Origin of the sequence: Lacrimispora sp., from assembly GCF_046972725.1 — a bacterium.
In the GTDB taxonomy this organism is placed as follows: domain Bacteria; phylum Bacillota; class Clostridia; order Lachnospirales; family Lachnospiraceae; genus Lacrimispora.
The window spans coordinates 120,169-134,051 of sequence record NZ_JBKVXF010000002.1 but is presented as its reverse complement, the minus strand read 5'-3'; the positions used below and the strand labels follow the sequence as shown (position 1 = coordinate 134,051).

Annotated in this window: 11 protein-coding genes; 5 read left to right on the top strand and 6 right to left on the bottom strand. The window is 45.6% G+C overall.

From position 1 onward, the window contains the following. The first annotated feature begins 9 nt into the window (after window positions 1-9). A complete protein-coding gene (locus ACLTWA_RS08840) occupies window positions 10-588 on the top strand; it encodes an accessory gene regulator B family protein (RefSeq protein WP_412327332.1) in 579 nt (192 codons plus the stop codon). Between the two features lie 72 nt (window positions 589-660). Here ACLTWA_RS08840 and ppdK read toward each other — a convergent pair whose 3' ends face one another. After that, a complete protein-coding gene (gene ppdK, locus ACLTWA_RS08835; RefSeq protein WP_412327331.1) occupies window positions 661-3,294 on the bottom strand; it encodes a pyruvate, phosphate dikinase in 2,634 nt (877 codons plus the stop codon). 499 nt (window positions 3,295-3,793) lie between these two features. Between ppdK and ACLTWA_RS08830 the strand changes: the two genes are divergently transcribed. The 4 genes from ACLTWA_RS08830 to ACLTWA_RS08815 all read left to right on the top strand — a co-directional run bounded on the left by ACLTWA_RS08830 (window position 3,794) and on the right by ACLTWA_RS08815 (window position 8,732). Next, window positions 3,794-4,966, top strand: a complete 1,173-nt coding sequence (locus ACLTWA_RS08830) for a BMP family ABC transporter substrate-binding protein (protein WP_412327330.1) — start codon at window positions 3,794-3,796, stop codon at window positions 4,964-4,966. A 174-nt stretch (window positions 4,967-5,140) separates the two neighbouring features. After that, window positions 5,141-6,673: an ABC transporter ATP-binding protein gene (locus tag ACLTWA_RS08825; protein WP_412327329.1), complete on the top strand. Its 1,533-nt coding sequence runs from the start codon at window positions 5,141-5,143 to the stop codon at window positions 6,671-6,673. Beyond that, complete coding sequence (locus ACLTWA_RS08820) at window positions 6,673-7,782, top strand: ABC transporter permease (protein WP_412328113.1); 1,110 nt, start codon at window positions 6,673-6,675, stop codon at window positions 7,780-7,782. Before ACLTWA_RS08825 ends, ACLTWA_RS08820 begins: the two co-directional genes overlap by 1 nt. Continuing rightward, a complete protein-coding gene (locus ACLTWA_RS08815) occupies window positions 7,779-8,732 on the top strand; it encodes an ABC transporter permease (RefSeq protein ID WP_412327328.1) in 954 nt (317 codons plus the stop codon). The genes ACLTWA_RS08820 and ACLTWA_RS08815 overlap by 4 nt, the downstream gene beginning before the upstream one ends. A 70-nt stretch (window positions 8,733-8,802) precedes the next feature. On the opposite strand, the gene ACLTWA_RS08810 is transcribed toward ACLTWA_RS08815, so the two are convergent. The 5 genes from ACLTWA_RS08810 to garR form a co-directional block, all read right to left on the bottom strand. Then, window positions 8,803-9,765, bottom strand: coding sequence for a hydroxyacid dehydrogenase (locus ACLTWA_RS08810; RefSeq protein WP_412327327.1), 963 nt, complete (start codon window positions 9,763-9,765; stop codon window positions 8,803-8,805). Window positions 9,766-9,788: 23 nt separating this feature from the next. Beyond that, window positions 9,789-10,634, bottom strand: coding sequence for an aldo/keto reductase (locus ACLTWA_RS08805; protein WP_412328111.1), 846 nt, complete (start codon window positions 10,632-10,634; stop codon window positions 9,789-9,791). A gap of 56 nt (window positions 10,635-10,690) precedes the next feature. Beyond that, window positions 10,691-11,830: a glycerate kinase gene (locus ACLTWA_RS08800; RefSeq protein ID WP_412327326.1), complete on the bottom strand. Its 1,140-nt coding sequence runs from the start codon at window positions 11,828-11,830 to the stop codon at window positions 10,691-10,693. 107 nt (window positions 11,831-11,937) lie between these two features. After that, entirely contained in the window at window positions 11,938-12,840 is a 903-nt protein-coding gene (locus ACLTWA_RS08795; RefSeq protein WP_412327325.1) for a dihydrodipicolinate synthase family protein, read from the bottom strand. Window positions 12,841-12,862: 22 nt separating this feature from the next. After that, window positions 12,863-13,777 (bottom strand): 2-hydroxy-3-oxopropionate reductase, encoded by a 915-nt coding sequence (garR, locus tag ACLTWA_RS08790; RefSeq protein WP_412327324.1) that lies wholly within the window; start codon window positions 13,775-13,777, stop codon window positions 12,863-12,865. Window positions 13,778-13,883: the final 106 nt, after the last annotated feature.

The following is a 13,883-nucleotide window of genomic DNA, read 5'->3' as shown; positions in this document are numbered from 1 at the left end:
GAAAAGTCTATGGAACGATTATCAATTGCATTCACGAATTATATCATTCATAAAAAAGTCATTTCAAAGGAAAATTATGAGGCTTACCAGTATGGGTTTCTGACCTTTTTTGAGCTTATCCTGAATTTGATCTGCAGCGTTTGTATCGCAGTATTATTGCACATGGAATTGGAATGCCTGTTGTTCTTTGTTTTTTTCATACCGCTCCGCTCCTATAATGGAGGACTGCATCTGAAATCCTATTATTCATGTTTGATTTTTTCCTGTATGACCATGACGTTTATTCTATTGATCGTAAAATATTTTCAGGTCAGCACTTCGGTATCATTCTGCCTTTATGTTATTTTGCTTTTGCTCATCAAGTTCACCGGTGCTGTCAATCATCCCAACCGGCCGGTTACAGCAGAGGAAAACTTATCCTTCAATCAAAAAACAAACTTAACTCTTTTGTTCAGCCTGTTATTTGCCTTTTGCTTTTTAATATTTAACCTGGAGAGATATCTTCTTTTAGAAATGCTTATATTTCTTCTGGTTTTCTCTACCTTGGTCATATCCAAATTGAAACAAAGGGTTGTGGAGAATCATTGACACCACACTTTATCATAAACAGCAAAAAGCAGACCAGTGCAGCCCGGTCTGCTTTTTATTAAGACACGATCTCTACTTTTCCGGCTCTTTTAACGCCGCCTGAGCCGCTGCCAGCCTTGCAATTGGTACGCGGAACGGAGAACAGGAAACATAATCAAGACCAATCTTGTGGCAGAATTCCACAGAAGAAGGATCTCCTCCATGCTCGCCGCAGATGCCGATGTGCATATCCGGGCGGACACTCTTTCCTAATTTCACAGCCATTTCCATCAGTTTGCCGACTCCGGCCTGATCCAGCTTCGCAAATGGATCATTTTCAAAAATCCTGGTGTCATAGTAAGCATTTAAGAACTTTCCCGCGTCGTCACGGGAGAAGCCGTAGGTCAGCTGGGTTAAGTCATTGGTGCCAAAACAGAAAAACTCTGCTTCTTTGGCAATTTCATCAGCAATAAGAACGGCTCTTGGAATCTCTATCATGGTACCTACTTCATAGCTTATAGGACTGCCTGCCAAACCGATCTCTTCGTCTGCGGTTTCAACAACAATTTTCTTTACAAATCTTAATTCCGTATCATCACAGATAAGCGGAATCATGATTTCCGGACATATGTTCCAGTCTTTATGTTTATTCTGTACGTTGATCGCAGCACGGATCACAGCCTTTGTCTGCATTCTTGCAATCTCCGGGTATGTAACGGTCAGACGGCAGCCGCGGTGTCCCATCATCGGATTGAATTCATGAAGGGAATGAATGATGTTTTTGATCTGAGCCACCGTTTTTCCCTGAGTTTCTGCAAGTTTTCTGATGTCTTCCTCCTCCGTAGGAACAAACTCATGAAGAGGCGGGTCCAGGAAACGGATGGTAACAGGATTCCCTTCCAGTGCCTCATAAAGTTCTTCAAAATCGCCTTGCTGCACCGGAAGGATTTTCTCTAAGGCTGCTTCCCGCTCTTTTACCGTATCGGAACAGATCATCTCACGGAAGGCTGCGATTCTGTCGCCTTCAAAGAACATATGCTCGGTCCTGCAAAGACCAATTCCTTCTGCTCCCAGTTCCCTTGCCTTTCTGGCATCTGCAGGAGTATCTGCATTGGTCCTTACCTTTAATTTCCTGTATTTATCCGCCCAGTTCATGATTCTTTCCAATTCGCCAACAATGGCTGCATCTATGGTTTTAATGATTCCGTCATAGATTTTTCCGGTTGAGCCGTCGATGGATAACCAGTCGCCTTCATGGAATTCCTTTCCTGCCAGCGTAAATTTCCGGTTTTCTTCATCCATGGCGATTTCAGAACATCCGGATACACAGCAGGTTCCCATGCCGCGGGCAACCACTGCTGCATGGGATGTCATGCCTCCACGGACAGTCAAAATGCCCTGCGCCGCTTTCATTCCTTCAATGTCCTCCGGGGAAGTTTCCAGGCGGACCAAAACCACCTTTTCGCCTTTCTCTTTCCACTCCTTTGCATCATTTGCAGTAAATACAATCCGGCCGCAGGCCGCTCCGGGAGATGCTGCAAGCGCTTTTCCTACCGGCTCTGTTTTCTTTAATACCTCAACGTCAAACTGGGGATGAAGCAGGGTATCCAAATTTCTCGGGTCGATCATCTTAACTGCCTGTTCCTCTGTGATCATTCCCTCGTCAACCAGGTCACAGGCAATGGTAAGGGCAGCCTTTGCCGTCCGTTTTCCATTTCGTGTCTGAAGCATATATAATTTCTTATCCTCAATGGTAAATTCCATATCCTGCATATCACGGTAATGCGCTTCCAGCGTGTCACATATCTCCACGAATTTATCGTAGACCTCCGGCATCACAACTTTGAGCTGGTCGATCTTTTTGGGGGTGCGGACCCCTGCCACCACATCCTCGCCCTGTGCATTGATCAGGAACTCTCCCATCAGCTTCTTTTCCCCGGTTGCAGGATTTCGGGTAAATGCCACACCGGTTCCGGAGGTATCGCCCATATTTCCGAAGACCATCATCTGAACATTGACTGCAGTTCCCCAGGAATACGGAATATCATTGTCACGCCTGTATATATTGGCTCTTGGATTATTCCAGGAACGGAACACCGCCTTTACAGCTTCCATCAGCTGTGTCTTCGGATCATCCGGAAAATCTACGCCCACTTTCTCTTTATATTCTGCCTTAAACAAACCGGCAAGTTTTTTTAAATCCTCAACGGTCAGATCTACGTCTTCCGTAATTCCCTTTTCTTTCTTTACCCGGTCAATCAGCACTTCAAAGTATTTTTTCCCGACTTCCATTACCACATCGGAAAACATCTGAATGAATCTTCGGTAACAGTCCCATGCCCACCTGGGATTTGATGATTTTGCCGCCAGAACTTCCACTACTTCTTCATTCAAACCAAGATTTAAGATGGTATCCATCATCCCCGGCATAGATGCTCTCGCTCCGGACCGGACGGATACCAGAAGAGGATTCTCTTTGTCACCAAACTTTTTCCCTGTAATTTCCTCCATCTTTACAATGTAATCCAAAATCTGCCCCATAATCTCTTTGCTGATTGTTTCACCGTCTTCATAATACTGGGTACAGGCTTCCGTTGTAATTGTGAATCCCTGGGGAACCGGAAGACCAAGATTCGTCATCTCAGCCAGATTGGCACCCTTTCCGCCTAAAAGATTCTTCATCTCTGCATTGCCTTCGGTAAACAGGTAAACCCATTTTTTTGCCATAAGAAATATCCTCCTCAAAAATGTGTTGGTTCGTTTACTCTTCCAATGGATTCCTATAAGGAAAAGTCCTGAAAATATTATAACATAATTCAAGAGCCAGTAAAGAGATTTTATTGGATTTTCAAGGATAATTTCCGCATTTTTCGATACAATTACATCATAATCGCCTTTATTTTCTGTCTTCTTCTGATATGCGATTTTTAATCGTATATACGAAAATCACCCGAAAATCCGTCTAAATTTTATGCGAGATATCCGATAAACATTCAAAAATCATGCGATTGTATCTTTATAATCTTAGTCCATGGATTCAAATAAACAGGATTTGAAAGCTGCAGGATTCATAAATGCAGCAAAACAAATAAGATTCAAAGAACAGCATATTATTGCCGTGTATTTTCATCAAATCAACACCAAATACGATTGTGTAAGAAGGAAAAATATGGTACATTATCTGTATCTATGAAAATCAACCAATAACAGGAGGGAAAACAGGATTATGAAAAAAAGAGCATTGGGATTGGCTATGGCAGTATTAATGACTGCTGCATTAAGTGCGTGCGGTTCTTCCGGTTCCGGCACTGCCGGAACGTCTGCATCAGGAGAAACTACCGCCGCTGCGGACAAGACTGCGGAAACAACAGGGGCTACATCAAAAAAGTCTGATTCTTCCGAGGGATATGAGATCGCCCTTATCACAGACCTTGGCACCATCGACGACAAGTCATTTAACCAGGGGGCCTGGGAAGGCATGAAAAAGTACGCCGAGGAAAAAGGAATTTCCTACAAGTATTATCAGCCTCAGGAAGGAACCACAGATTCTTACCTTGAGACCATTGGACTTGCCATCGAGGGCGGTGCTAAATTAATCGTCTGTCCCGGATACTTATTTGAAGAGCCGGTATTTATAGCACAGGATCAGTATAAGGACGTTCACTTCATTCTTCTTGACGGAGAGCCACACAACGCTGATTACTCAGAAAAAAGAACAGAAGCAAACGTCATGCCCATCCTTTTCCAGGAGGACGAGCCTGGCTTCCTGGCCGGTTACGCTGCGGTCAAAGACGGCAACACGAAACTCGGCTTCTTAGGCGGTATGGCTGTTCCCGCTGTAGTACGTTTCGGATACGGATTTGCAGAAGGGGCTGACTACGCTGCAAAAGAAATGGGCATTGATAATATTGAAATCATGTACAACTACACCGGTGCATTTGCCGCCACACCGGAAGCACAGTCCATGGCTGCTTCCTGGTTCCAGAACGGCACTCAGGTAATCTTCGGATGCGGCGGTGCTGTAGGAAACTCCGTTATGGCTGCTGCGGAAGAAAAAAACGGCAAGATGATCGGTGTTGACGTTGACCAGAGCTTTGAATCCCCGTCTGTTATCACCTCTGCCATGAAAGAACTTTCTGTATCTGTTTACGATGGCGTAAAAGCTTTCTATGACAACCAGTTCCCAGGCGGAAAGACAAGCATATTCTCCGCTAAGAATGACGGAATCGGTCTTCCAATGGAGACCTCCAAGTTCACAACCTTTACAAAGGAAGATTACGACAAGATCTATGCGGAATTAAAAGCCGGCAAAATCACTCTTGTACAGCCTTCTGAGGATAACAACAATCCCAATGTAGACTTAAAGCTTGAAAAAGCCAAGATCACCTTTGTAGAATAAGCTGCGAATAAAAGGCCCTTCGGGCAGATAACAGGTAAGGAGATGCCGTTTGATTCACCAGTCAGAACAGACATGGTTTCTTACGGCATCTCCTTTCCCTATGATAAAATAAAACCACATTGTTTAAAGAATTGGTACCGGGCCCAAATCAGGTACCGTAGTTAGGGGGATTTTATGGACTACATTATTGAGATGCTTCATATCACAAAAGAATTTCCCGGTATCATCGCCAATGATGACATTACACTGCAGGTAAAAAAAGGCGAGATCCACGCCCTGCTTGGGGAAAACGGCGCAGGGAAATCCACTCTTATGAGTGTCTTATTCGGTCTCTACCAGCCGGAAAAGGGTGTTATCAAGGTTCGGAACAAGGAAGAAAAAATCACCGGACCCCTGGATGCCAACGCTCTGGGAATCGGCATGGTGCATCAGCATTTTAAGCTGGTTGAGAATTTTACTGTACTGCAGAACATCGTTCTGGGTATGGAAACCACAAAGCGGGGCTTCTTAAAAATGGATGACGCCCGCAAAAAGGTAATGGAATTAAGTGAAAAATACAAACTGTTCGTGAACCCGGATGCGCTCATCTCCGACATTACAGTTGGAATGCAGCAAAGGGTCGAGATTTTAAAAATGCTTTACCGTGATAACGAAATTATGATTTTTGATGAACCAACTGCGGTTCTCACTCCACAGGAAATCGATGAACTGATGCAGATCATGAGAGACCTGGTAAAGGAAGGAAAATCCATTCTTTTCATTACTCACAAGCTCAACGAAATCAAGGCGGTTGCAGACCGTTGCAGCGTCCTGCGCCGCGGTAAATATATTGGTACTGTAGATGTGGCTGAAACAACAGCCGAAGAAATGTCGGAAATGATGGTTGGCCGTAAGGTGAATTTGACCGTTGATAAGAAAGCGGCAGCTCCCGGTGAAGTTGTATTGGAAGTGAGCAGCCTTTCCGTGGAAGCAAAAAGAGAAGGCCAGAAAAAAAAGCTGGTGCATGATGTCTCTTTTAAAGTCCGTAGAGGTGAGATCGTCTGTATCGCAGGAATTGACGGTAATGGCCAGACAGAGCTTATCCATGCCATCACAGGTATTTCCGATATGAGTTCCGGAACCGTTTCCATTAACGGGGAAGACATGACAAGAAAGAGCATCCGTTATAAAAACACCCATGGCTTGTCCCATATACCGGAAGACCGTCACAAGCACGGTCTGGTACTGGAATATAATCTGGCCTACAACCTGGTGCTTCAGCAGTATTTTGAAAAGGATTTCCAGAGCGGTACCTTTTTAAGAAATGATAAGATTTACGAATATGCAAAGCAGCTGATCTCGGATTATGATATCCGAAGCAGTGAAGGTCCTTTTACCACCACCAGAAGCATGTCCGGAGGAAATCAGCAAAAGGCGATCATTGCAAGAGAGATCTCAAAATCACCCGACATTCTCCTGGCAGTACAGCCCACAAGAGGGCTTGACGTAGGAGCCATTGAATACATTCACAGCCAGCTGATCAGACAAAGAGATGCTGGAGCCGCCATCTTACTGGTTTCCCTGGAATTAGACGAAGTAATGAATTTAAGCGACCGGATTTTAGTCATGTTTGAAGGCGAAATCGTGGCTGACTTAGATCCGAAGAATATAACCGTTCAGGAACTGGGGCTTTATATGGCAGGCGCAAAGAAAGAAGGTGAACGATGATGAAACAAAAGCACCCGAACGACCATACCGGCATTCTCTCTTCCATTTTTGCCATTATACTTGGATTGATCGTAGGCCTGATTATCCTTTTTTTCTGTAATCCCGATCAGGCACTTCCGGGATTTGCAACCATTTTAACAGGTGCATTTACCCATGGAGCCAAAGGGGTCGGGCAGGTCTTTTACTATGCCACTCCTATTATATTAACCGGGCTTTCCGTGGGATTTGCATTTAAGACAGGCCTTTTTAACATCGGAACTCCCGGACAGTTTATCATCGGCGGGTTTGGGGCTGTATTTGTAGGAATTCTTTTTACTTCTTTAGGACCGGTTCACTGGATCGCGGCACTTTTAGCCAGTGCGCTCCTTGGTGCTCTATGGGGACTGGTGCCGGGGCTTCTAAAGGCGTATTTTAATGTGAATGAAGTAATTGCTTCTATTATGATGAACTACATCGGCATGTATCTGGTAAACTGGATCGTAAAAAGCTACAAGCCTCTGTTTAACAATCTGCGGAACGAATCCCGGAACGTAGCTGCCACCGCCAACATTCCAAAGATGGGAATGGACAAGCTGTTCCCCGGCTCCAGTGTAAACGGCGGAATCATCATTGCAATTCTTGTGGTCGTGGTGATCTGGCTGCTACTCACCAAAACAACCTTTGGTTATGAATTAAAAGCTGTTGGCTTTAACCGGGATGCAAGCAAATATGCAGGGATCAATGAGAAAAAAAGCATTATCCTTTCCATGGTAATTGCAGGAGCTATCGCAGGACTTGCAGGCGGCCTTTTATATCTGGCCGGAACCGGAAAACATATTGAAATTAAGGACATGCTTCCTTCCGAAGGATTTACAGGTATTTCCGTTGCACTGCTGGCATTAAACAATCCAATCGGAATCCTTTTCTCAGGTATCTTTATCGCATACTTAACAGCCGGAGGCTTCTATCTGCAGCTGTTTGAATTTTCAACGGAGATCATTGATATCATCGTAGCTGTCATCATATATTTCAGTGCTTTTGCCCTGATGGTCAAGCTTTTGATGGCAAAGATCCGGAAAAACAAAATCAATAAAACAGAAGGCGAAAAGAAGGGAGGAACCCAATCATGAATGTTATATATTTTATTTTTCAGCAGACCATGTATTTCATGATACCTCTTATGATCGTCGCTTTGGGTGCCATGTTCTCCGAGCGAAGCGGAATCATCAACATTGCCCTGGAAGGAATCATGACCATGGGAGCTTTTACCGGCGTTCTGTTTTTAAGCCTTTCCGGTGCTTTTATGAGCGGTCAGACCCAACTGCTCATTGCCGTAGTGATTTCCATGGCAACCGGAATGGTATTTTCCCTGTTCCATGGGTATGCTTCCATTCATATGAAATCCAATCAGGTCATCAGCGGTACTGCACTGAACATGTTTGCCCCTGCATTTGCAATCTTCGTGGCCCGGGTGATTCAGGGAGTTCAGCAGGTTCCGTTTAGTAATACCTTTCGTATTGCTTCCGTTCCGGTCCTTGGAAAGCTCCCGATCATCGGCCCTCTGCTGTTCCAGAATGCATACATCACCACTTATATTGGAATCGCAATATTCTTTCTTTCCTTTGTGGTCCTTTATAAGACCCGCTTTGGACTGAGGCTGCGTTCCTGCGGGGAACATCCTCAGGCAGCCGATGCGGCAGGAATCAATGTTTACCGGATGCAGTATGCCGGCGTACTCATATCCGGTGCTCTTGGGGGACTTGGAGGACTGGTATTCGTTGTTCCTACCTCCACCAACTTTAACGCAGATGTAGCAGGTTATGGATTCCTTGCTCTGGCCGTGTTAATCTTCGGTCAATGGAAACCGGTCAATATTATGTTTGCATCTCTTTTCTTCGGTTTGATGAAAGCAGTTGCTTCTGCATACTCCGGAATCCCGTTTTTAAGTGTGCTGGGAATTCCAAGCTATTTTTATAAGATGGTTCCCTATATCATCACATTGGTCGTACTGATCTTTACCTCCAGAAACTCCCAGGCTCCGAAAGCCGAGGGAATTCCTTACGATAAAGGCCAGAGATAAAAAAAGAACCCTGGAAATCTGTCTTTTAAAAGACAGACCAGGGTTCTTTTTTCTGCCCGCTTCCAACCTGCTATTTCTTGAGCATTGGCTGATTTACCGGCCAGGAAGGCGCTTTTCCGGAAAGCACCAGATCGATCTGAGATGCTGCCTGGACCGCCATTTTGACCATACACTCCTGGGTATTGGAAGCCATGTGAGGTGTGACCACTGCATGCTCCATGGCAAACAGGGGATTATCCCTGGCTGGTGGCTCCTGTTCCAGTACATCGGCAAACACACCGGCTATTTTCTTCTTTTCCAGTGCTTCAATCAGATCTGCCTCACATACCACTTCCCCGCGGGCACAGTTGATCAGATATGAAGTATCCTTCATCCAATCAAACTCCCTGGAACCCACCATTTGATTGGTCTCTTTGGTGAGAGGGACATGCAGGGAGATAAAATCAGACTCCCGGAACACCTGCTCCCAATCAGCTAAGGCCACATAATCCGGTAACGTTTCTTTCTCCGCCCGGGGCGCATATGCGATCACTTTCATGTCGAATCCTAAGCTGGCTTTTTTCGCTACCTCTCTTCCGATACGGCCAAGCCCAATGATTCCCAGGGTCTTTTGATACAAATCCACCCCTTTATGGCTGTTCTTATAATCGAAGTTCCCTTCCTTTAAGGCATTGGCCAGCAAAAAGGTTCTTTTGGCTGCCGCCAGAATCGCTCCCATGGTGAATTCTGCTACGGATATTGTGGTGGAGTCCGGAGCATTGGTCACCCATATTCCAAGTTCACTGGCTGCATCAATGTCCACATTGTTATATCCCGCTCCATGACGGGCCACGATCCGTAAGTTACTCCCGGCTTCCAGTACGGACTTACTGACTTTTGCCGTACGCAGAAGAATCGCATCGCAATCTGCAACATCGCGGATCATATCCGCTTCTGTGGTTCCGCTGCCCATCTTTATCTCATATCCCCGTTTCAACAGAAACTCTTTTCCTTCCTCTGCAATATCCTGTGGGATCAATACTTTATAGCTCATGGCATTCCCTCCTTCTTTGTGGATTATACAATATCCAGATATACTTTCTCTTTTGGAGCCGGGAATATCCGGTCAATCTCCGCCAGTTCCTCTTCTGTTAATTTTACAGCAATGGAACGTGCATTGTCCAGGGCATGTTCCTTTTTTCCGGTGCGGGGAATTGCAATGACATCACCGCCTCTGATTACAAATGCCAGCAGCACCTGGAACACACTGCAGCCATGGGCTTTTGCAATCTGGTTCAGGCAAGGACTTTCCAACAGTCCGCCCTTTAAATCTCCGGCCTGGGCAAGGGGACAATAAGCCATAAGAGGAATTTTATGGCTCCGCATCCAGGGCAAAAGATCGTATTCGATTCCTCTGGAAGCCATATGATAAAGCACCTGGTTCACGGAGCAGTTCTTCCCCTTTGGTATCTGCCATAGTTCTTCCATATCTGCGGTATCAAAATTACTGACTCCCCAGCGGCGGATGAGCCCTTCCTCTTTCAGCTGCTCCATACATTCCACGGTTTCCGTAAGAGGAATGCTGCCTCTCCAGTGAAGGAGATATAAATCCAGATAATCCGTATTTAAGCGCCTTAAGCTTTCCTTGCAGCTTTTCCAGATGTTCTTTTTCCCTGCATGATGGGGATAGACCTTGGATACGAGAAACAGGCGGTCTCTGTCATAGCCCTGAATAGCGTTTCCAATAAGTTCTTCTGATTTTCCATTTCCATACATCTCTGCCGTATCAATCAAGATCATACCTGCATCGATCCCAGCTCTAATGGCCTGGACTTCCTGTTTGCCTGTTAATGGGGATTCTCCAAGAAACCAGGTTCCCTGACCGATTGCAGGAACCAAAGTTCCGTCAGGCAATGACACCATTTTTTCCACCTTTCATTCCTCCATTCTTTTTTCTTCTATTGCCTGTTTCTTCAAATTTAATTTAACCCCTTTCCGGTTCGCAGCATACGGAAGGTTCGCACCGCCGCATTCCTGTATAATTCTTCTGCCCGCTCCATGGCTTCTTCTATGGACATGATTCCAGATATGGTAGTTACAATACTTTCAATGCCGTGTTCATACAGCTTTTCAGCTCCGTCTCCCATGCCTCCCACGATAGCCACCGCCGGAATCCCCTTTGCTTTGCAGCGCATGCCGATACCGCTTGGGACTTTTCCAAAAGCGGACTGCCAATCCATACGGCCTTCTCCCGTAATGACCAGATCCACCCCCTCCAGCAGAGAATCAAATTTTATAAGGTCCAGAACCGTTTCAATTCCTGATTTCATATTGGCATGGAGAAATACCTTTAAAGCAGCTCCAAGCCCGCCGGCAGCGCCTGTGCCGGGAATCTCATTGACATCTGTTCCCGTCAGTTCCTTCAGCTTTCTGGAGTAGCTTTTCATGTCTTTTTCCAGCCTGTCAAGGATTTCCGGAGTTCCGCCCTTTTGTTTTCCAAAGGTGTAAGTGGCTCCATCCGGACCTGTAAGAGGATTGGTCACATCACACATTACCGTAAATTCAGTCTCAGAAACGGCTGGATGAAGGCCGCTTACATCAATCGTATCAATCCTTTCCAGATCGGCACCAATCCCTGTAAGAGCCTTCCCATTCTTATCGAGGAAACGGATACCAAGAGCTGTCATGGCCCCCATGCCTCCATCATTCGTGGCGCTTCCGCCAATTGCAATGGCTATTTTCCGATATCCCTGCTCCAGCGCATCCCGAATCAGTTCCCCTGTGCCAAAGGTAGTGGTATTCAGGGGATTACGCTTTTCTTCCGGAACCATGGGAAGGCCGGAAGCTGCTGCCATCTCGATTACTGCATGATTCCCGTCAAAAACACCATAGGAACAGGTGATATCCTCCATCAGCGGGCCATGGGCCTGTATGGTACGCATCTGTCCGTTCATCGCCTTTACCACTGCATCCACGGTTCCTTCTCCGCCATCTGCAACCGGAATCCCTCTGCACTGACAGGATGGAAATATACTTTTTGCAGTTTCTGTCAGAATTCCAACAATCTGTTCCGATGAAAGAGAGCCTTTAAAGGAATCTGATGCAAATAATAACTTCATATATCATACCTCTTTTCTATTATAGCTGATATACAAAACAGGCCGGCAGCCAATCCACAGCCGCCAGCCTGCCAGCCAGTCTTATGTAATATCCGAAAACGATGATTTTATTCAATCAGCCCTGCAGCCTTCATTTCCTTTTTGATCCGTTCCAGAACAGGGCCTTCCTTTGTTGCCAGATTTGGTTTATACGGAGCTCCAACATTTCTTCCCCTTAAATTAGCCATATCCTTTGCTGCCACAGGGAAACTTGCCGGGTCCATGGCCAGACGAACCGGGTTCAGTTTAAACTGCGCTTCCAAAGCTCCGGCCAGATCGCCTGCAATGTATTTATTATAAACATCCGTAATCAGCTCCGGCATAAAATTAGCTGCGGTACATACACCGCCTACCGCTCCATGGCACAGGGAAGCATATAAAAGGGTATCTTTTCCGCCAAATACTTTAAAGCCGACGTGACGGGTTCTCCGGATAAATTCCGAGGTTTGGGTAATATCTCCGCTGGTGTCCTTCATTCCCACGATGTTTGGCACGTCTGTGGCGAGCCGCTCCACTAAATTTCCTGACATGGTATATCCTACCCGTCCGGGATTATTATATAGAAGCATGGGCGTCTCCGGAACAGACTCGGCAATCGTTTTAAAATGCTGGTACAGTTCTTCCTCGGTGGGCTTTAAAAACATTGGCTGTAAAACAGAAACCCCTGATGCTCCGTTTTCCACTGCCATTTTTGCAAGCTTACAGCATTTTTTTGTACTGATTGCACCAATTCCAAAGTAAACAGGCACTCTTCCGGCAGACTGGTCCACCATAATCTTCAGTCCACGTTCCATTTCATCCTCTTCAATGACATAGAACTCTCCGTTGCTTCCAAATGCCAGGATTCCCAGCACTCCGCCCTCAATGACATAATCCACCTGATCTCTTAATTTTGACTCATCAATCAATTCATTTTCATCGACAGGAGTGAGAATTGGAACAATCACGCCTTTCAAAAAATCGGTATTCATCTTTTCTTCCTTCCCGCCTGCTTTATTTTCCTGGTTTTACAGTTGTATTGGCAATCTTTTCATAGTATTTTACAATGCTTGAGTGGTCCTCTTTTTCCAGGCCGTCTGCTTTTAAGCCCTGCATGATCTCCATCAGCTGTCCGGTCAGGGGAGCCGGGGAACTAATCGCATGAGCTGCGTTCAGCGCATTGTTTAAATCCTTGATGTGAAGCTCAATACGAAAACCGGGATTAAAGTTGCGGTTTAAGATCATAGGAGCTTTGGCATCCATAACCGTAGAGCCTGCCAGACCTCCGCGGATCGCCTGGTATACCAGTTCCGGGTCTGTTCCTGCCTTCTTGGCAAATGTCAGAGCTTCAGAAACAGCAGCAATGTTCACAGCAACGACCATCTGATTGGCCAGCTTTGCTACATTTCCGGAACCTAATTCTCCTACATATACTACAGAACCTGCCATTACCATCAGCATATCATAGTACTTATCGAACAGTTCCTTTTTTCCGCCTACCATAACAGATAAGGTTCCGTCGATTGCCTTTGGCTCGCCGCCGGATACAGGCGCATCTAACATCTCAACCCCAAACTTTTCAAGTTCTGCGCCGATGGCTTTGCTTTCTGTTGGATCGATAGAGCTCATATCGATCAAAACGGTTCCTGGCTTTGCACCTTCGGCTACGCCGTTTTCACCCAGAACGGCAGCACGGACATGAGGAGAGTTTGGCACCATTGTAATAACAACTTCGCTGAGAGAAGCAACTTCCTTTCCGCTCCCCGCCCCTTTTGCTCCGGCAGAAACCAAATCTGCAATCGATTCTTTTTTATGATCAAAAACAACCAGTTCATGGCCTGCTTTTAACAGGTTTTTCGCCATAGGCTTTCCCATGATTCCCAATCCAATAAATCCAATCTTCATATCGTTCATCCTCTCTTTTTTCAATCTGTTTGTCAGTAACCGATGGACCAGTCCATCTATGCTACGATTATAAAAAAAAGAAAAGGATTTTACTATGGGCGGTTTTACTGAATGAATTGTAATTTCTTAT

Excerpts from the sequence above, each read along its gene's own strand:
- ACLTWA_RS08830 (WP_412327330.1), top strand. The coding sequence starts at position 3,794 with ATGAAAAAAAGAGCATTGGGATTGGCTATGGCAGTATTAATGACTGCT.
- ACLTWA_RS08805 (WP_412328111.1), bottom strand. The coding sequence starts at position 10,634 with ATGGTGTCATTGCCTGACGGAACTTTGGTTCCTGCAATCGGTCAGGGA.
- ACLTWA_RS08800 (WP_412327326.1), bottom strand. The coding sequence starts at position 11,830 with ATGAAGTTATTATTTGCATCAGATTCCTTTAAAGGCTCTCTTTCATCG.
- ACLTWA_RS08815 (WP_412327328.1), top strand. The coding sequence starts at position 7,779 with ATGAATGTTATATATTTTATTTTTCAGCAGACCATGTATTTCATGATA.
- ACLTWA_RS08795 (WP_412327325.1), bottom strand. The coding sequence starts at position 12,840 with ATGAATACCGATTTTTTGAAAGGCGTGATTGTTCCAATTCTCACTCCT.
- ACLTWA_RS08840 (WP_412327332.1), top strand. The coding sequence starts at position 10 with ATGGAACGATTATCAATTGCATTCACGAATTATATCATTCATAAAAAA.
- ACLTWA_RS08810 (WP_412327327.1), bottom strand. The coding sequence starts at position 9,765 with ATGAGCTATAAAGTATTGATCCCACAGGATATTGCAGAGGAAGGAAAA.
- ACLTWA_RS08820 (WP_412328113.1), top strand. The coding sequence starts at position 6,673 with ATGAAACAAAAGCACCCGAACGACCATACCGGCATTCTCTCTTCCATT.
- ACLTWA_RS08825 (WP_412327329.1), top strand. The coding sequence starts at position 5,141 with ATGGACTACATTATTGAGATGCTTCATATCACAAAAGAATTTCCCGGT.
- ppdK (WP_412327331.1), bottom strand. The coding sequence starts at position 3,294 with ATGGCAAAAAAATGGGTTTACCTGTTTACCGAAGGCAATGCAGAGATG.